The organism is Prosthecobacter fusiformis (genome assembly GCF_004364345.1).
GTDB classification, from domain to species: Bacteria; Verrucomicrobiota; Verrucomicrobiia; order Verrucomicrobiales; family Verrucomicrobiaceae; genus Prosthecobacter; species Prosthecobacter fusiformis.
Window position 1 is genome coordinate 35675 of the sequence record NZ_SOCA01000003.1, and the last position, 18011, is coordinate 53685.

General features: G+C 58.4%; 15 protein-coding genes. 9 read left to right on the forward strand and 6 right to left on the reverse strand.

Translation table 11 applies throughout. From position 1 onward, the window contains the following. Positions 1-3: 3 nt before the first annotated feature. From EI77_RS09565 to EI77_RS09595, 7 genes are all read left to right on the forward strand, one after another. Positions 4-1191, forward strand: coding sequence for a Gfo/Idh/MocA family protein (locus tag EI77_RS09565; protein WP_133795048.1), 1188 nt, complete (start codon positions 4-6; stop codon positions 1189-1191). Between the two features lie 142 nt (positions 1192-1333). Next, entirely contained in the window at positions 1334-3859 is a 2526-nt protein-coding gene (locus tag EI77_RS09570; protein ID WP_133795049.1) for a right-handed parallel beta-helix repeat-containing protein, read from the forward strand. Between the two features lie 66 nt (positions 3860-3925). Then, positions 3926-4558 (forward strand): dethiobiotin synthase, encoded by a 633-nt coding sequence (gene bioD / locus EI77_RS09575; RefSeq protein ID WP_133795050.1) that lies wholly within the window; start codon positions 3926-3928, stop codon positions 4556-4558. Between the two features lie 113 nt (positions 4559-4671). Continuing rightward, a complete protein-coding gene (locus EI77_RS09580) occupies positions 4672-5394 on the forward strand; it encodes a metallophosphoesterase family protein (protein WP_133795051.1) in 723 nt (240 codons plus the stop codon). Between the two features lie 46 nt (positions 5395-5440). Next, entirely contained in the window at positions 5441-6406 is a 966-nt protein-coding gene (locus tag EI77_RS09585) for a glycosyltransferase family 9 protein (protein ID WP_166647156.1), read from the forward strand. Positions 6407-6482: 76 nt separating this feature from the next. Next, positions 6483-6722, forward strand: a complete 240-nt coding sequence (locus tag EI77_RS09590) for a DNA-binding protein (RefSeq protein ID WP_133795053.1) — start codon at positions 6483-6485, stop codon at positions 6720-6722. A gap of 35 nt (positions 6723-6757) precedes the next feature. After that, complete coding sequence (locus EI77_RS09595; RefSeq protein WP_133795054.1) at positions 6758-8779, forward strand: serine/threonine protein kinase; 2022 nt, start codon at positions 6758-6760, stop codon at positions 8777-8779. A gap of 42 nt (positions 8780-8821) precedes the next feature. Here the strand turns inward: EI77_RS09595 and EI77_RS09600 are convergent, their stop codons facing one another. Continuing rightward, positions 8822-9799 (reverse strand): hypothetical protein, encoded by a 978-nt coding sequence (locus EI77_RS09600; protein WP_133795055.1) that lies wholly within the window; start codon positions 9797-9799, stop codon positions 8822-8824. A 72-nt stretch (positions 9800-9871) separates the two neighbouring features. Further along, positions 9872-11017, reverse strand: coding sequence for an ATP-binding protein (locus EI77_RS09605; protein WP_166647157.1), 1146 nt, complete (start codon positions 11015-11017; stop codon positions 9872-9874). A gap of 266 nt (positions 11018-11283) precedes the next feature. On the opposite strand from EI77_RS09605, the gene hemC reads away from it, so the two are divergent. Beyond that, positions 11284-12228 carry a hydroxymethylbilane synthase gene (gene hemC, locus EI77_RS09610; protein WP_166647158.1) on the forward strand — a complete coding sequence of 315 codons (945 nt, stop codon included), beginning with the start codon at positions 11284-11286 and terminating at the stop codon, positions 12226-12228. An 18-nt stretch (positions 12229-12246) separates the two neighbouring features. On the opposite strand, the gene EI77_RS09615 is transcribed toward hemC, so the two are convergent. Then, positions 12247-13470: a L,D-transpeptidase family protein gene (locus tag EI77_RS09615; protein ID WP_166647159.1), complete on the reverse strand. Its 1224-nt coding sequence runs from the start codon at positions 13468-13470 to the stop codon at positions 12247-12249. 185 nt (positions 13471-13655) lie between these two features. On the opposite strand from EI77_RS09615, the gene EI77_RS09620 reads away from it, so the two are divergent. Continuing rightward, the gene (locus EI77_RS09620; protein WP_133795059.1) at positions 13656-15056 is read left to right on the forward strand and encodes a mandelate racemase/muconate lactonizing enzyme family protein; all 1401 of its coding nucleotides are present in this window, start codon (positions 13656-13658) and stop codon (positions 15054-15056) included. Between the two features lie 108 nt (positions 15057-15164). On the opposite strand, the gene tpiA is transcribed toward EI77_RS09620, so the two are convergent. The 3 genes from tpiA to EI77_RS09635 all read right to left on the reverse strand — a co-directional run bounded on the left by tpiA (position 15165) and on the right by EI77_RS09635 (position 17910). Next, a complete protein-coding gene (gene tpiA, locus EI77_RS09625) occupies positions 15165-15956 on the reverse strand; it encodes a triose-phosphate isomerase (RefSeq protein ID WP_133795060.1) in 792 nt (263 codons plus the stop codon). Between the two features lie 78 nt (positions 15957-16034). Continuing rightward, entirely contained in the window at positions 16035-17249 is a 1215-nt protein-coding gene (locus tag EI77_RS09630; RefSeq protein WP_133795628.1) for a phosphoglycerate kinase, read from the reverse strand. Positions 17250-17454: 205 nt separating this feature from the next. After that, positions 17455-17910: a cytochrome c oxidase assembly factor 1 family protein gene (locus tag EI77_RS09635; RefSeq protein WP_133795061.1), complete on the reverse strand. Its 456-nt coding sequence runs from the start codon at positions 17908-17910 to the stop codon at positions 17455-17457. Between the last annotated feature and the right edge of the window lie 101 nt (positions 17911-18011).

The following is an 18011-nucleotide window of genomic DNA, read 5'->3' on the forward strand; positions in this document are numbered from 1 at the left end:
GCCATGAACCGTCGCCATTTTATCCTTTCCGCCGCCGCTGCTGCCAGCGTTGCCCCTCTCACACGCGCTGCTGATCCGGCACGCAAATGGCGGGTGGCCGTCATTGGTAATACCGGCCGTGGAGACTACGGACACAGCCTGGACAGCATGTGGCTGAAGATGCCAGAAGTCGAGATCGTGGGCGTGGCCGATGCCAATCCCAAAGGCCTGGCGGCAGCGCAAAAGGAACTCAGCCTAACCACAGGTTTTGCAGAATACAAAGTCATGCTGACCGAGGTGAAACCTGATCTAGTGGCCATCTGCCCCAGCCACATGGGCGACCGCCGGGAGATGGCGCTGGCAGCAGCGGCATCCGGTGCCAAGGGCATCTACATGGAGAAGCCTTTTTGCCACACACTGGCTGATTGTGACGACGTCATGGCCGCCTGTGAAAAGAACAAGGTGAAGCTGGCTCTGGCCCATCGGAATCGCTACAATCCCGGGGTGGTCGCAGCGGAAAAACTAGTCAAGGAAGGTGCCATCGGCCGCCTGCTGGAGGTGCGTGGCCGTGGCAAGGAGGACACTCGCGGCGGCATCACAGACATGTGGGTACTGGGCTCCCATGTGCTCAATCTTTGCGTCTATTTTGCGGGCAAACCTGTCGCATGCTCCAGCGTCATCCTACAGGACGGCCGTGCGGTCACACCTGCGGATGTCACCCCCGGCAAGGACGACGTCGGTCCGCTCGCCGGCAATGCCGTGCATGCACGTTTCGATACCGAAAGCGGCGTGCCCATCTACTTTGATTCCATTCAAAACGCCGGAGACCGCACCGTGGGTTTCGGGCTCCAGCTTATCGGCACCAAAGGCCTCATTGACCTGCGCATGGACGCCACCCCCATTGCTCACCTTGTTCCTGGCAGCCCGTTCCATCCTGTCAAAGAACCACGCCCATGGATCCCCATCTCCAGCGCCGGGGCTGGTGTGCCTGAACCCATGACCGATATTCGCCTCGACGTCATGAGCCACGTCACCGGTGCCCGCGATCTCATCGCCGCGATTGAAGAAAATCGCCAGCCTCTGTGCAGCGCTGCTGATGGCCGTATCACTGTGGAAATGATCACCGCAGTCCTGGCATCCCACACCCGTGATGGTGCCCGCATCACCTTCCCTCTGGATTCGCCGCAGAATCCGCTGAGTACCTGGAAGTGATGGGTCACCAGCTTGGAGGAAAGCCGCTTCGGTCATCGAAGCGGTTAGGCCAAACTTTTTGTGTGTGAGAGAAAGCTCTGAAACACTTTCTCTTTGGCAAAGGCTTGCCGTCATCCTCTGCCCTGCGTATGGCTGCATACTCATGAGTCTCAACCGTCTTCTGTTTCTCGCCTCACTTCTGTGCTGGGTGCCCCTGGCTCAGGCCCTGGAGGTCCGTGTATCTCCCACGGTCTCTCTGACGGACGCTCTCAATCAAATCCGCGAGGCGCGCAAGGCAGGCAATCTGGAGGCTGCTACCATCCTGCTGCCTGAAGGGATGATCGAACTCACGGAGACAGTGACCCTGGATGCGCAGGACTCCAACCTCACCATCACCGGCTCAAAGGCGACATTGGTGGGTGCGCCGACCGTCACCGGCTGGGAAAAGCATGAAGGCCAAATTCTCAAGGCAGTTGTCTCCAAGCTGCTGCCCAAGGGCTTTCGGCCTACCCAGCTTCTCTTCGACGGCGAGCGGCAGATCCTCGCCCGCTACCCAAACTTTGATGCGGCCAATCCCCTCTATGGTGGCTGGGCCTTTGTGGCCGAATTTCCACCCGGCGGTGCTCCTGAAGGGCACGTCTGGAAAAAGACTCTTTATGTGAAGCCTGAAGATGTGCGGAAATGGGCTCATCCAGAGGAAGTGGAACTGAACATCTTTGCCCAATATGGCTGGTGGAATTTCATCGAACCCGTCGTCTCGCTGGACCCGGAAACGAGACTGCTGACGATGAAAAAGAACTGCACCTACGACTACCACCCGCATAACCGGTTCCATTTTCAAAACGCCCTCGAAGAGCTGGATGCCCCCGGCGAATTCTATTATGACAAACGCACGAGCAGCCTGTACTTCTGGCCGCCGCAGCCCATCGAAGGGCATGAGGTGCGGCTGCCCACTTCCGCCGGTTTTTTCAAGATCAAGCCAGGCGCAAAAAACATCATCATCCGAGGCCTTACGCTCACCGGATGTCAGGGCAGCGCCATCACCTTTGAAGGGGCAGAGGATTGCCTCGTAGAACGCTGCGTCATTACTAAAGTGGGTGATTTCAATGGCAGCGGCATTGGCGTGAGCGAAGGCAAAAACGTGCGCATCGCGCGCAATGAAATCAGTTATACCGGGAGCAATGGCATCAGCCTGAGCGGTGGCGACCGGAAAAAGCTCGTCGGTCCGGGCCACATGGCTGAAGATAATCACATTCACCACATGGGGGTGTTTCGCAAAAACGCCTGCGGCATCTCCATGAATGGTGTGGACATCACCGCTGCGCATAACCACATCCATGACGGCCCGCGCATGGGCGTGCAGATGAGCGGAAACAATCTCATCGTCGAATACAATCACCTCCATCATCTGGTGCTGGAGACCCAGGACGGCGGTGCCATTTATACCGGCGGGCGGGACTGGATCAGCAGCCGCGGCAGCAAGTGGCGGTATAACAAGATCCATGACATCATCGGCGTCGGCCAGGAGGCTGGTGGGCTGAAGCATCCCTGGTTCACCTTTGGCCTGTATCCAGACGATAACAGCGGGGGGCTGGACATCATTGGCAACGTGGTCTTCCGCGTCGCCCACACCCCCATCCACATGCACAACTCCCGCGATTGCCTGGTGGAAAACAACATCTTCGCCCTGGGTCGCCGTTTCCAGTTTGACCTGCACGGCTGGACCAAGGAGCACCGTTTTCAAAGCAGCCACTTTCCCACCATGGTGAAGGGTTATGAATCCGTGGTGAACGAACCCGCCTGGAAAAACATGCGCAACATGGACCTGCATCCCAATGATGCCATCCGCGATGACGGCACCATGATGAGCGGCAACATCTTCCAGCATAACATCATGTTTGGCGATACCGAAGGTGTGAAATACGGTGACATCCGCAATGCCACCCCGAAGTGGAACACCATTGATTACAACCTGGGCTGGAACAACGGCCACCCCATTGTCACTGGCGTCAACCAGGTCGGTCCAGACATCGGCGAGCCTCTGGTGAATGACACGTTTGACACGGCTGCTCCAGGCAAGACGCCTGCGGGTTGGGGATTCAATCACCGGCCTAACAAGGACGTGCAACTCGTTGTTGCTGATGGAGTGCTACGTGCGGATTGCGCCTTTGGTGAAGATCCTAAAAATCCAAAAACCGTCTTCCATGGTCCCACCTTGCCCATCAAGCCAGGTGCCGCGTATCGAGTGAGGATGCGCATCAAGTCCAGTGAACCCACCGCACGCCTGGGCCTTGGTTTCGCCTCCTTTAAAAATGGTGAAGGTTACTGGCAGGCCGGCACCACCAGCATCACCGCCACCAATGAATGGCAGGAATTTGAGGCCACCGGCCGGATGCTGCGTGAAAACGAAAACCAGTGGAAGCCTTGGATGAAAACCTTCTGGATGCGTGTGGACTGCCACGAGCCCAAGGGGCAGGTTTTCATTGATGACGTCCGTATCACTGAAGCTGCCCCTTTGAATGAATGGTCCGCCTGGCAGGCCGCCGGCTGGGATAAAAACAGCCTCATTGCCGATCCGCTCTTTGTGGACTGGAAGAACGACGACTGGCGTCTCAAGCCCGAATCCCCCGCCTTCAAGCTCGGCTTCAAACCCATCCCCATGGAAAAAATCGGCATCAGGCCAGAGTGACGGGGGGCTACCCCCCAAGCCAACAACCCGTTGCCGATCCTCCCTCAGCACGCGATAGCTTGTCCCATGCATTATTTCATCACCGGCACCGATACCGATGCAGGCAAGACCTATGTCACCTGCCTGCTCATTGAGGCTCTGCGCCGCGAGGGGCATGCGGCGGCGGGATACAAGCCGTTGGCCTGTGGGGATCGCGTGGATGCACACGCGCTGCGTCAGGCCAGTGAGGACGCGCTGACCCTGGAAGAAGTGAACCCGGTTTATCTAAAAGTACCCGCTTCTCCGTACGCGGCATCGCTGCTTGAAAACCGCACCGTGGATGTGGAGGCCGCACGTCAGGGATTCTTCACCCTGGCCGCGCGTTTTTCACACGTCTTGGTGGAAGGGGCCGGCGGCTGGGAAGTACCCCTGACGGATAAGCTTAGCATGGCGGATCTGGCTGCCGATTTGGCCATTCCGATCATTGTTGTGGTGAATAACAGGCTCGGCTGCCTCAATCACACCATCCTCACGGTAAAAAATATCCAGGCACGTGGCCTGACCTGTGCCGGGATCATCCTGAATTATGCGCAGGATGAACGGGACCTCGCCAGCATCTCCAACCGCATGGTTTTGCAGCAATTCCTAGGCGTACCAGTCTTGGCGGAGATCATGCATGGTGAATCTCAGATGGATTGGCCAGCGGATCTGGCCCTCTGAAGCGTGTCACTTTTTAGAAGAATTGGGGTATCAAGATAAGGAGCATGTGCCGAAATGCTTGATTTCCCGTCTGCTGTCCCGATGATGGCGTTTTATACCGTCGCCCAACCACGATGAAATTTGCCATTTTCGGAGACATTCATGCCAATCTGGAGGCCCTGCAGACTGTTCTGTGGGACGCCCAGGAGCAGGGGTGTGCCAATTACGTATGTCTCGGTGACATCGTCGGTTATGCCGCCAATCCGGCTGAGTGTCTGGAAACCGTGCGCCAGATGGGCTGCCCCGTCGTCCGGGGAAATCATGATGAAGGTGCCGCCAGTGAAAGCACGCTGGAAGAGCTGAATCCCCTGGCCCAGGCCGCCCTGCTCTGGACCCGCCAGCAGCTCACCGAAGATCAGCGCCAGTGGCTGCGGGATCTGAAACTCGTCCGTCAGGTACGGGATTTCACCATTGTCCATTCCACCCTGGATTCACCTGGGGCCTGGGGTTACGTGACGAATCGCTTCGATGCGATGGCCAGCTTCAGCTACCAGTTTACCCAGGTCTGCTTTTACGGTCACACGCATGTGCCGCGCATTTTTGAAAAGGACGATTCCGTCCGCGCCGCGCGGGGCAATGACGTGACCCTCCAGCGTGGAGTGAAGTATTTTGTCAATGTCGGCAGCGTGGGCCAGCCCCGAGATGGAGACTGGCGTGCCGCCTATGCCATCTATGATGTGCAGGCGCAGACCATCTCCATCCGCCGTCTGGAATATGACATCCAGACCGCGCAGGACAAGATCCGCGCCGCCGGTCTCCCCTCCCTGCTCGCAGAGCGGCTTTCCCTCGGTAAATAAAATGAGCGTATCTGGGCTGCCCTCCCTGGCTGGATTTCGGTCCGCCATGATCGTCAAACCCAGCTCGCTAGGCGATATCGTCCACACCCTCCCTGCCGTCCAGGCCATCAAGGAAGCACATCCGCAGCTCAAGCTGCGCTGGCTGGCCAATACGGAATGGACTCCATTGCTCCAGGGTTCACCGCTGCTGGAAGAGGTCATTTCCTTTCCGCGCAAGCAATGCCGCGGCCTGCCAGGCCTGTTCATCCTGCGGCGCTGGGCTAAAAGCTGGCGCGCCATGCCGCGGGAGGCCCCAGAGATCGTTTTGGATTTCCAGGGTCTGTTTCGCAGCGGTTATCTCTCCCGTGCACGCGGCTCCCGGCCCGTCATTGGCCTGTCGGATTCACGGGAAGGCGCACGCTTTTTTCACGATCACATCCTTCCTGTAGATGCGGGGGCGCATGCCGTGGATCGTTACCTGGCCATTCCGCGTGCCTTGGGTATTCCCGTGGATGCTGAAAAGCTCACTTTTCCCCTAGCGCAGGGGCATCAACCTGCTGGCTGGCCGGACAGGCAGGACCTCATCGTTGTGCACCCCTGGTCTCGTGGAGAGGGGAAGTCGCTTTCACCAGAGGCCTTGCAGTCCCTTTGTACTGCCCTTGCTCCCTTGCCAGTGGTCCTCGTGGGCATGTCCCAGGGCGCAGCCATCCCGCAGGGAGAACACATCACGGATTTCAGCAACCGCACCTCCCTGGCGGAGCTCATCTGGATCCTGCGTCAGGCACGCTTTGTCATCAGCGTGGACAGCGGCCCCATGCACATCGCCGCAGCGGTGAATGACCGCACCCTGGGCATCCATACCTGGAGTGATCCGCGCCAGGTCGGCCCGTACAATCCGCGCGCCTGGGTGTGGAAGGCAGGCCGCATTGCCCATCGTACGGGTTTTCAGCCTCAGGAATACGGGATGGAAAAACAGGTCACTGAGGCCGATGCCGGAGACATCGCCGCCTTCGTACGCAACTTCCGAGACTAAGCATTGACAAGCGAGGACTGATTTCTACACTCGCATTGTAATTCAACTGCATACGGGACCGGGAGGTTATCACTCAATGAGGAACGACGAATCTGAAGAGCCGAGGCGCGGCAGCCCTGCGCTGCATTCTGAGAAGATCATGACGGACAGGAAGATTTTCTTCCTCGATCTCAAGGAGAACGAGCGTGGCCGTGTCATCAAAATCACCGAGGATGTACGTGGCCGTCGTGATACCATCATGCTGCCCCTGGAGGCTGCCGATGAGTTCCTCGATGCCCTTCAGCGCATCCTGGAAGTGGAGCGCGACCTGGAGTAGTCCGCCTTTGAGCCTGTGACTTCCCCCGCACACCCATGACGGAGGAGGAAATCTTTCATGCCATCCTGAGCCAGGGTGATGCTCAGGAGCGCCAGCGTATCCTGGCGGAACACTGCCCGGACGATCCGGTTCTGCGTCATCGGGTGGAGGCATTGCTGGACTCGCTGAAGACGGAAAACTTCATGCGCGTGCACCTGGAGCCGCCCACCACGCCCCTGCCAGTCAAGGAGATGGAGAGTCAGTCCATCGGCCCTTACAAGCTGCTCCAGCAGATCGGGGAAGGGGGATTTGGCACCGTCTGGATGGCGGAGCAGACCCATCCAGTGCAGCGGCGCGTGGCTTTGAAAATCATCAAAGCCGGCATGGATACCAAGGAGGTCATTGCCCGGTTTGAGCAGGAGCGGCAGGCACTTGCCCTCATGGACCACCCGAACATCGCCCGTGTGCTGGATGCCGGGGCCACGGAGACCGGGCGTCCATTTTTTGTCATGGAGCTGGTGCGCGGTGTCCCCATCACCCGTTTTTGTGATGAGCATCTGCTCACCCCGCAGGCCCGCATCACCCTCTTTACCAAAGTCTGCCGGGCCGTCCAGCACGCCCACATGAAGGGCGTCATTCACCGGGACCTGAAGCCCTCCAATATCCTCGTCACCCTCCATGACGGAGTGCCAGTGCCGAAGGTCATTGACTTCGGGATCGCCAAGGCCATGCAGCAGCGCCTGACAGACAAGACTCTCTTCACCCACTTTGAGCAGATGGTGGGTACGCCTCTTTACATGGCACCGGAGCAGGCCGAACTCAGCGGCCTGGACATTGATACCCGCTGCGACATCTATGCTCTCGGCGTCCTGCTTTATGAACTGCTCACTGGCCAGACACCCTTTAGCCAGGATGAGCTGATGAAGGCCGGCTTTGATGAAATGCGCCGCCTCATCCGCGAGCGCGAGCCGAAGAAACCCTCCACCCTTTTAAAAACCCTGGCCGCTGCCACCGCCAGCACCGTGGCCACCCATCGCCAGAGTGAGACACCGAAGCTCATCGGCCTGCTCAAGGGCGACCTCGACTGGATCGTTATGAAGGCCATGGAAAAGGACCGCCGCCGTCGTTACGAAACGGCCTCGGCCCTCGCGGATGACCTCCAGCGCCACCTCGATCACGAGCCTGTCCTCGCGCGCCCGCCTAGCACCGTTTACCGTCTGCAAAAGCTGTTGCAGAAAAACCGCGCAGCCTTCATCACCATCAGCCTCGTTGCCCTGTCTCTGCTTGCCGGGCTGGCCATTTCAACGACGCTTTATGTTAGGCTTCGGGTTGAAAAGGCCCAGCGTGCCGTGGAGGCCGCCCAGTTCGCCATCATGAGCGGGGAGGATGAATGGATCACCGCCACCATCCGTGAGTGCACTGCTGCTGGCGTACCCCGGACCTTCATCGGCCTGCTGGAGGGGGAGCAGCACCTCATCCAGGGACGCGTGGAGGATGCCATCCGCACGCTCGAAGACCTCGTCCACGAAGCACCCAAAAGCATCCCGGCCCGTGCCCTGCTGGCCACCGCTCATGACCTGGTGGATGATACCCGCAGCTACCACCGTGTGATGGCTACCCTGGCCGATGCAAAACCCAAGGAGCGTGAGGATTACCTCATCCTGGGCCATGCTCTTAGCCACAGCGATGATGAAAAAGAGCGCCAGCAGGGTGTCGAGTTCATGGCCCACGCCATTCACCAGATGCGGGATTCCCCCATGGCCCGCGTCCTCCTGGCGGAGGCTCGCACCCGCCTTGCCGTGCACAGCCGCAGCCTCGAAGAAATCCAGGAAGCCATTGCCGATATCAATGCCGCCCGTGGCTGGCAGCGCCACGGTATCGCCGTGCTCGCCATCAGTTCCTGGGCTCACGCCGTCGGCGCACAGATCGCTGAGGAAAAGAACCGTGCAGATTTGCGTCACTCCTGGTTAGCCGTCGCTAAAACCGACGGTGAGCAACTGGTCACCTTCGACAGCTTTTATGCGGAGAAATACCTGAAGCTGCAAAAGGAGATCTTTGCACAGATGGGGGTCGATTGACGTTCTCTAGCGAATCAATCATGGGGTTTTGGCTCCGAAGGGTCAGGCGATTTTCAGTGTTGTATTCGCCTGGCACAGTTCATCATGAATGATGCGGATGGCATCGGCGGTAGGATGGACAGTTTCACTTCCAAGTTGTTCCAGGAAACGGCAGGCGGCGAAACCTCGGGCCTTTTCTTCATAGGCGGCGATCCAGCGGTTACGGGCAGGCAGGTGCTCAGGCTTCACTGGCCAGTAACCAGGCCGGGGACGGATGTGTTCGCGGATGCCGATGCGCCAGGGTTTGGGGCTGAGTCGGGCACGGAAGCAGTGCTGGTTGCGACACATGCGGACATAAACGGGGTCAGTATCCAGTGCCTGGAAGAAATCCTGAACGGCCTCATCCCGCGCACCGAAGGTTGCATGCATCACGAGAATCCGCAGGCCTTTGGGGGTCTCATACACGCGCAAGTGCCAGTCCGGATGTTTACGGGAAAACTGACGGATGCGTTCATGCGCTCGCTCTCGGGTTCCTCCTTTGATTTTTTCATAGGCCCGAAAAAGCGCCAGGGCCAGGGGGGATCCCACCACCAATGAAACCAGAAGGCTGACCACCCCTGCCATCACCGACCATTGCCATACACCGAGCCCGGCTGAGAGGGCAACGAGGACCAGATAAACCGTGCAACTCAGGTTCATCGGTACGCTTTCGCCATAGTCCACATCTGCAAAGAGCACGTCGGGTGTGTTCAGGCAGCGGGCACCGTAGAGGTTACGGGTGATGACGGCCTCGCCATGACGGGCCAGGATTTCCTCCCGGATAGGCACGCCCTCTGCACCATTGTAAGCCAGTTTAGGCTCGTATTTTTCCACCATCTCCCCAGCGGCGATTTCACGCAGGGCAGCCATGGCCCGTTCATCGGCCAGGGCCTGCGCCTCCTCCTGACTGACGTCTGACCAGCCGAACCGGCGCACAGTGACCTGATGGTCATCCACACGTGCTTTGACCCGGCCTTCGGCCCAGAATTCGGGGACAATCATACTATGACCATGAAAAGCGCCATTGTGCCTGTCAAAACATCATTCCTTTGCACGCAGCACGCTTTGCTATGGTTAAAGCAAATCCAGTTTGAACTCCTCTCGAAGCTGGATAGCCAACTCCGGTAGCTGGCTCAGCCCGATTGCTCGTATAGGGTCATCCGGCCCTGCCAGCGGATAATCACGATCCCCCATGTAGATGGCATAAAGCCGGGCAGGTTTTAAATCAGCCATCACCGACTTCATGGAGGCCGTCATTGTAGGTGGGGCATACTTGATTTCAAACCCGATGAGTCCTAAGGGAGTTTCGATGACCAGATCTAGCTCTGCTCCAGAATGGACTCCATAATGGGAGCATCTGTCTTCGTAAACACCTAACAGGCGAATGATCTGGTCAATCACAAATGCCTCCCAAGATCCTCCCATTTTGGGATGAGACTGTAAAGTTGCCAGAGAGTCGATGCCTAAAAGCACATGCGGCAGTCCGCTGTCACGAAACAGTAGTTTGGGGGCTTTACGAAGACGTTTGCCGACATTGACATAATACGGCGGCAGCAGGCGCACATGGAACAGTCTCCAAAACAGGTCCATGTAGCGGCCTATGGTTCGCGGTGTGGTGCCCACTATTTGAGCCAGTTCGGATTCATTCCAAATCTGGCCGTTGTAATGGGCAAGCCCCATGGACATTCGTTGCAGTTGCAGAGCGTCAAGCCGGGTGTCCACCAATTGGTGCAGATCTCCCTCTAAAACTTGGCGCAAATACTGTCTGCGCCATCGCAGCGATACTGCATCCGTATCCGCGAGGAATGACGGCGGGAATCCTCCCCGCAACCATAGCTTGGTTATATCAGCATCATTGAGTTCGTGAATTCCAAAGCCCCCCATTTCTATTGTATTGATCCTTCCAGCCAGGGATTCTCCTGCTGTTTTACGAAGAGGAAGAGCTACACTGCCTGTCAAAACAAAGCGTGCGGGTGAACCAGGGCGGTCCGCAAGGACGCGGAGCACAGGCATCAGTTCAGGCATTCGCTGGGCTTCATCAATAATCACGAGACCTCGCATTTCACCCAGAACAGATTGGGGATGAAGCCGCAGCCGGGTTTCATCCACCATGTCTTCCAAATCAAAAAACTGCCCAGAAGGAGCACCCAGCAGTTTAACGAGATGAGACTTGCCACACTGTCTCGGGCCTAAAATCAGCGTCACTGGCCATTCTCGCACAGAAGCTTCTATAACCTCTCTCAATTGCGCGCGCGGTATAGCTGGGAAAGTCATCCTTGAAATTTGATCTCACAAGTATCAATTTTCAAGGCAAATGCCTTCAAAATCACCAATGTGAGTTAAAATGACCTCTCCTTTCAAGGATCGGCGTTCCGGTGGGAAACTGCATGAGGTTCTTGATGACGACGATTAGCAAACGCCCCTTTCATCTGTCAAAACATCATTCCTTTGCACGCAGCACGCTTTGCGGGCAAACATGGGGTAGAATGTCCCAACCCACTCTTACTCTCGGCACCCGTGGCAGCGAACTGGCCCTCACGCAGACGCGCATGGTCACGGAGGCGCTGCAAGCGGCTCACACGCAACTGAACGTGGTGCGCCAGATCATCCAGACCAGCGGCGACAAGCGCCAGGACCTGCGGTTTTCCGAATTCAACGTAGTGGCCCATGTGGACAAGGGCATCTTCATCAAGGAACTCGAAATCGCTTTGGAAAATAGCGAGATCGATGCCGCCGTACATAGCCTGAAGGATGTGCCTTCGGATCTGGCCACAGGTTTTGTCATCGCTGCTGTATTGCCGCGTGCTGCGATTGAAGATGTGCTCATCACCCGCGAGGCCTGCACTTTAGAAACCCTGCCTCAGGGTGCCCGGGTGGGCACCAGCAGTGTGCGCCGCGCGGCTCAGCTCAAGTGGCTGCGGCCGGATGTGGAGATCGTCGAGATCCGTGGGAATGTGCCGACACGAGTGAAAAAGGTGCTGGGAGATCAGCCTCTGGATGCCGTGCTTCTGGCCGCTGCCGGCCTGATGCGCCTGGGCCTCATGGAGGGGGACCGTATCCTGATTGAGGGGCAAACGCTCAGCGCATTGACGCTCGACCCCGTGACTTTTCTACCGGCTGCAGGGCAGGGGGCTATCGCTATCGAATGCCGTTCTGGGGATGAGGTGTCTATTCAAGCGGTACGTGCATTGAATGATGCTGAAACCGAAGCGCGGGTGACGGTGGAGCGTGAGTTTTTGCGCCTGCTCGGGGCTGGATGCCAGACTCCTGTGGGCGCTCATACCTGGGTGAACGGGGACCAGATGACCATGGCAGTGCGGGTCTTTAATGAAGCAGATCTTTCCGTGGCTCCTGTGGAATTGGAGGCCACTGGCCCGGTGAGTGATCCCAAGGCTCTGGCGGCAGAGCTGGCCAAACAGGTGCTGGGATAAGTGGCAGGCCCGAAGCTATCAATAGACAATTTGAACCTCGTCACCCACACCGACGAGGCCGAAGAATTTCTTCGCTTTTTCATACGGCAGCCGGATGCAGCCATGGGAGGCGGGGCGGCCGGTGACGTAGCCGCTATGCAGGCCGATGGCGCTGCAATTCAGACGCATGAAAAAGGGCATGGACACATGATAGAGAGTCGAGGTCCAAGCACGATGTTTGTCGGTGATGACATACCGACCTGCCGGGGTATCGAAGCCTTCCCGGCCCGTGGAAACCAGACAACTGTCGATGATCTTGCCTTCCTGTGTCACCCAGGCGCGTTGCTGGGTCAGGTTGACGGTCACGAGGATTTGGGGTTCGGACTCTGGCTGGCGCCCCAGGATGATGCGCATCAGGAAAAGGTATCCCTGCGTGGCGGCGAAGTTAATGGGATAGCGTTTATAACGGGTGGTGCAGAAGCTGGCTTTGGCCCCGGCCCGAATGAGTTCCGCTGCACCCTCCACATCCCCACGCGCTGCACAGGCCATGAGGGGGGTCACGCCCCGATCATTCTCCAGGGAATGTTTCAGGTCCTTGATCATGACCCGCTCAAGCACCGATCTGGAGACAGGGGAGGCAAAGCGTGTGTTAGGATCCACACCAGCAGCGGTCAGTGCCCGGAGGATGTCAGAGCCACGGCGAAGAGAGGCCAGGACAATGGGGGGCTGCTTTTCGAAATTCATCTGGGTCGGGTCAGCACCTCCATAAAGAAGTGCGCGGACAGTTTCAGGTGAAGCATGACGGATGGCCGCACACAGGGGGGTATCTCCACCGGGGGTTACTTCCGTGGCACTGGCACCCTGGGAAATGAGCTGGCTGATCCATTCTGCATCGTCCTGAAGAACGGCCATATACAGCAGTGGCAGGCCGCCGGTATCTGGGATGTCGGTGCGAAAGCGGGCGGCCACGTCATCCACCAGCGGTTGCCATTCCCAAGGCTTGGCTGGAACTGGAGCGGGGAGAGGTACTGCTTTCGTGGCGACGGGCATTGCATTCGCAGGAGGTGCAATGGGGGCCAGCTTGGGCTCATCCGGCTTTGGCAGGACTTTGGGCGCAGCTTTGACCTGCGGCTTCGGTTCGGGATTGAACAGAGTCTGTGTCTGCACCGCAGGATTCAGCGTCAGGGAAGCCAATGTCTGGGTGGTTTTGAGATCGGGCTGGCTCAAGATCACAATCATCCCTGCGCCTACGGCTGTACCCACGGTAGCGGGTAATAACCAAGCGAAAAGACTTTGAATCCAACTGGATTTTCTGACCATCGGGGAGCAATGCTTAGCGGGCTTAGACGTACTGTCGAGCGGCGTTTTCGTAGTAGCGCGAACCCTGCCATCCTTGCAACGCAGATTTGCCAATCCAACCTCCCAATCCTCTTGTTAATCTAGTCATTATGAAGAACACGGACATCCGAATCACCCAGGCTAAAGTTTATTTCCTCCCAGTCACCATGCGGGTGCCGCTGAAGTTCGGGCCTGAGACGGTGACTAGTGTGATTTGCCTGCGTACTCAGGTCACGGTGGAAGACCGCAGCGGGCGGTCGGCGACAGGTTGGGGGGAGACGCCGTTGAGTGTTTCCTGGGTGTGGCCGAGCACGCTGGGTGTGGCTGAGCGGGCGCGGCGGATGGAGGATTTTTCGGTGAAACTGGCCACCCGGCTGGTGCAGTCTGGCCTGGTGGGGCATCCGATGGAGATCGGGCAGGACTTTATTCATGGCCCGCTGGCGGAGACGCTGGCAGCGGCCAATGAAGCCGCAGGCGGGCCGGAGATGCCGTATCTTGGGTCTCTGGTAGCTTTCAGCGCTTTCGATATCGCGGTCCATGATGCCTATGGGAACCTGCTCGGCTGTGATGTTTATGATACTTATACGGCGGAGTATATGAGCCGTGACCTTTCCGCATTCCTGGAGCCGGAAGTGGGGAGTGGTATCAGCTTTGCGGGCAAATACCCGGCGGATTTCCTGGTTAAACAGGCCCCGAAGGTTCTGCCAGTGTGGCATTTGGTCGGCGGGGTGGATGCGCTGGAAACGGCGGACCTGACGGGCAGTGAGCCGAAAGATGAGCATCCGCTGCTGCTGGCGGACTGGATCCAGCGGGATGGCCTGAAGTGCCTGAAGGTGAAGCTGCGCGGCACGGATGCGGCCTGGGATTATGAACGCATGGTACGTGTGGGCAGGATCGGCCTGGCGAACGGAGTGCGCTGGCTCTCGGCGGACTTTAACTGTACGGTCAAGGATCCGGCGTATGTGAATGACATCACAGACCGCCTGCTGGCCGATGAGCCAGAACTGTATGCCCGCACGCTGTATGTAGAGCAGCCTTTCCCGTATGATCTGGAGGCGCATCAGATTGATGTGCGCAGTGTGTCGGCCCGCAAGCCGTTGTTCCTGGATGAAAGTGCCCATGACTGGGAATTCGTCCGCCTGGGCCGGAGGCTGGGCTGGTCGGGGGTGGCGCTGAAGACCTGCAAGACGCAGACGGGGGCGCTGCTGAGCCTGTGCTGGGCCAAGGCGCACGGCATGCCGCTGATGGTGCAGGACCTGACGAACCCGATGCTGGCCATCATCCCGCATGTGAAGCTGGCGGCCCATGCCGGGACTATCCAAGGCGTGGAATGCAATGCGATGCAGTTCTATCCGGATGCCTCGGTGATTGAGGAGAAGATCCATCCCGGTCTTTACCGCCGACGCGGTGGGGTGGTGGACTTTAGCAGCCTGAGCGGCAGCGGATTCGGATACCGGGTTGAGGAGATTGGCCGTGAGTTGCCTCCGGTGGCTGCCCATGCCGGGGTATAAGGGACGGCGGGTATACCTTCCTGGTATAGGGTCTGGGTATAGGTATAAAAAAGCGCCACGAGGGTTGCTCGTGGCGCTTGATTCATGAGGGTATAGGGCTGGAGCCGGTTACTGGGCGTTGACCCAGTCAATGGAGGCCCGGCAGATTTCCCAGAAGCTGCCGCTTTCCAGGCTGGCTCCGCCGACGAGGGCACCGTCCACGTCCTTCTGACTGATCAGCTCGCCCATGTTGTTGGGCTTGACGCTGCCGCCGTATTGGATGCGGAGTTTCTGGGCGGTGTCTTCACCGAACATGTCCGTGAGGACGCTGCGGGTGAAGGCGTGCGCTTCCTGGGCCTGCTGGGGGCTGGCGGTGCGGCCGGTGCCGATGGCCCAGACGGGTTCATAGGCGATGACGCAATCCAGGACGCGACGTGCGCCGACTTCGGCCAGGGATTCGCGGAGCTGGCTTTCGAGGACTTTCTCGATGAGGCCACCATCGCGTTCTTCCAGGGTTTCGCCGATGCAAAGGATGGGGTGCAGGCGGGCTTCGAGGGCGGCGAGGACCTTGGCATTCACGATGGCGTTAGTTTCGCCATAAATGCTGCGGCGTTCGCTGTGACCGAGGATGACATGCTTGCAGCCGCATTCCAGGATCATGCGGGCGCTGATCTCACCGGTGTAGGCACCGGCGGGATACTGGCTCATGTTCTGGGCCGCGAGTTCGACGCAATCTTCCTGGGCATTTTTCAGCACTTCCTGTGCCTTGGTCAGGCTGATGGAAGGGGGGGCGATGACGATCTGGACGGGGCACTTTTCAGGGACCAGGCGGGAGAAGGCACGGAGGAAATCATCCGTCTCCTGGGGGGTCATGTGCATCTTCCAGTTGGCGGCGATGATGGGCTTGCGGACGTGGGTCATAGAGGGGGTTAGCAGTGTTTGTGATTGAGGGCTGGCGGGAGGGGCTGAAGCTTAGGGAGCAGCCCCTCTGCCAAGTGGTTACTTGTCCTGGAGGCAGGCCACGCCTGGGAGGACTTTACCTTCGAGAAGTTCCAGGGAGGCACCGCCGCCGGTGGAGATGAAGGTCATTTTGTCATCCAGCTTGGCTTTCTTCACGGCCTTCACGCTGTCGCCACCGCCGATGATGGTCGTGGCGCTGGTGTTTTCCGCGATGGCTGCTGCCACGTCGAAGGAGCCCTTGGCAGATTCCTTGATTTCGAAAACACCCATCGGGCCGTTCCAGATGACGGTCTTGGCTCCGGCGATGGCTTCGGAGAAAAGCTTCACGGATTCAGGTCCGATGTCCACGCCTTCCCAGCCGTCTGGGATGCTCTCGCCCACTGAGGTATAGCGAGTGTTGCCGAGTTTCTTGGCATCGAAGTCAAAGGCGTCGGTGATGAGGGAATCCACGGGGATGAGGAGGTTGACTCCGCGTTCCTTGGCCTTGTCCAGTGCAGCCTGGGCGATTGGCTCCCACTCGGGTTTGTAGAGGCTTTTGCCGATGGTGATGCCACGGACGAGCTTCATGAAGGTATAGGCCATGCCGCCGCCGATGATGATGGTATCGGCCTTTTCCAGGAGGCGGTTGATGACTCCGATCTTGTCGCTGACCTTGGCTCCGCCGAGGATGACGACGAAGGGACGGGCAGGGTTTTCCAGTTCGTCATGGAGATAGGTCAGCTCTTTTTCCATGAGCAGACCGGAGACGGCAGGGAGGTAATCGGCGACGCCAGCGGTGGAGCTGTGAGCGCGGTGGGCGGAACCGAAGGCGTCATTGACGAAGATTTCCGCCAGGTCGGCCAGGCCTTTGGCCAGTTCGGGGTCGTTCTTTTCTTCACCGGCGTGGAAGCGGGTGTTTTCCAGCAGGAGGACGCCACCGGCAGGCAGGGCCAGGGCTTTGGCCTTGGCGGATTCGCCCGTGGTCTCTTCGGAGAATTCGACGGGGACGCCGAGCAGCTCGCTGAGGGCAGGGGCGACCGGTGCCAGAGATTGCTTGGGATCACGCTGGCCTTTTGGACGGCCCAGGTGGCTGCAAAGGATGACTTTGGCGCCTTTTTCGATGAGGTACTTCAGGGTCGGCAGGGTTTCCTGAATGCGGGTGGCATCGGTGATGACCATCGCGCCGTCTTTTTCGTCGAGGGGAACGTTGAAGTCCACACGGACGAGGACGCGTTTGTTGCTCAGTTCGATGTCGCGGATGGTCTTTTTGGGCATGGCTCTGGAGGGTATAATGAGGCCGCCGATGAAGGCGGGGATGATGTCTAGCACAGAGCGTGCAGGGTGCTCGTGAAAAATTGCAGGATGGGGGGAAGTGACTGGTCTGAGTGGGGAGGCAGAGGGATGGTAAAAAAATTTAGGGGTAGAAAGATTTCTGCCTGGGGAAGGGAGCAAGATGAGCCACAAGCCTGCGTGGCCGCAGCTATGGGGAGGGAAGGGGTTGCAGGAGATCGACGGTGGTGCCGGTGGGCAGTTCGGCAGTCATGCGGGTGTAGTTCCAGGTGCCTTTTTCCTTCGTGGCTTCGGTTTGGATACTGGCGGAGCCGCGAGGGCCGGAGACAGGGATCGTCAGGTTGGCCTGCCCCTCTTCCGCCGTGCTGTTGAAGCTGCCCATCACCCACCAGCCCATCTGGATGGGTTCGCCCAGTGCCTCTTTCATTTGGGGAGAATTTTGGGCTCTTTTTAGGGATTCGACGCTGGCATCCGCTCCGCGCATAAACAGCATGACGATGAAGAAGATGCTGGCCACGAAACCGATGGCCAGGAGGATGACCGCCAGGCAGCCACCGCAGCCAACGGCGACACCTTTTTTTACGGCGGCGGCATTCTCCCGATTAATGTTGGTAGGATCGCCAAAAGGAGGAGGTTCGGTATTCATGCGGTTGAGTGGAAGTGGCGGAACAGAAGTGTTATGGTAGCTCGGGCTAGTGGTTATGAATTTTCCAGTTTGATCAGACGGCTATCTAAATCTGCGGCTCA

Bases quoted from the DNA above. Each gene is read 5' to 3' on its own strand.
- EI77_RS09565 (WP_133795048.1), top strand. From the start codon at position 4: ATGAACCGTCGCCATTTTATCCTTTCCGCCGCCGCTGCTGCCAGCGTT.
- EI77_RS09570 (WP_133795049.1), top strand. From the start codon at position 1,334: ATGAGTCTCAACCGTCTTCTGTTTCTCGCCTCACTTCTGTGCTGGGTG.
- bioD (WP_133795050.1), top strand. From the start codon at position 3,926: ATGCATTATTTCATCACCGGCACCGATACCGATGCAGGCAAGACCTAT.
- EI77_RS09580 (WP_133795051.1), top strand. From the start codon at position 4,672: ATGAAATTTGCCATTTTCGGAGACATTCATGCCAATCTGGAGGCCCTG.
- EI77_RS09585 (WP_166647156.1), top strand. From the start codon at position 5,441: ATGATCGTCAAACCCAGCTCGCTAGGCGATATCGTCCACACCCTCCCT.
- EI77_RS09590 (WP_133795053.1), top strand. From the start codon at position 6,483: ATGAGGAACGACGAATCTGAAGAGCCGAGGCGCGGCAGCCCTGCGCTG.
- EI77_RS09595 (WP_133795054.1), top strand. From the start codon at position 6,758: ATGACGGAGGAGGAAATCTTTCATGCCATCCTGAGCCAGGGTGATGCT.
- EI77_RS09600 (WP_133795055.1), bottom strand. From the start codon at position 9,799: ATGATTGTCCCCGAATTCTGGGCCGAAGGCCGGGTCAAAGCACGTGTG.
- hemC (WP_166647158.1), top strand. From the start codon at position 11,284: ATGTCCCAACCCACTCTTACTCTCGGCACCCGTGGCAGCGAACTGGCC.
- EI77_RS09620 (WP_133795059.1), top strand. From the start codon at position 13,656: ATGAAGAACACGGACATCCGAATCACCCAGGCTAAAGTTTATTTCCTC.
- tpiA (WP_133795060.1), bottom strand. From the start codon at position 15,956: ATGACCCACGTCCGCAAGCCCATCATCGCCGCCAACTGGAAGATGCAC.
- EI77_RS09630 (WP_133795628.1), bottom strand. From the start codon at position 17,249: ATGCCCAAAAAGACCATCCGCGACATCGAACTGAGCAACAAACGCGTC.
- EI77_RS09635 (WP_133795061.1), bottom strand. From the start codon at position 17,910: ATGAATACCGAACCTCCTCCTTTTGGCGATCCTACCAACATTAATCGG.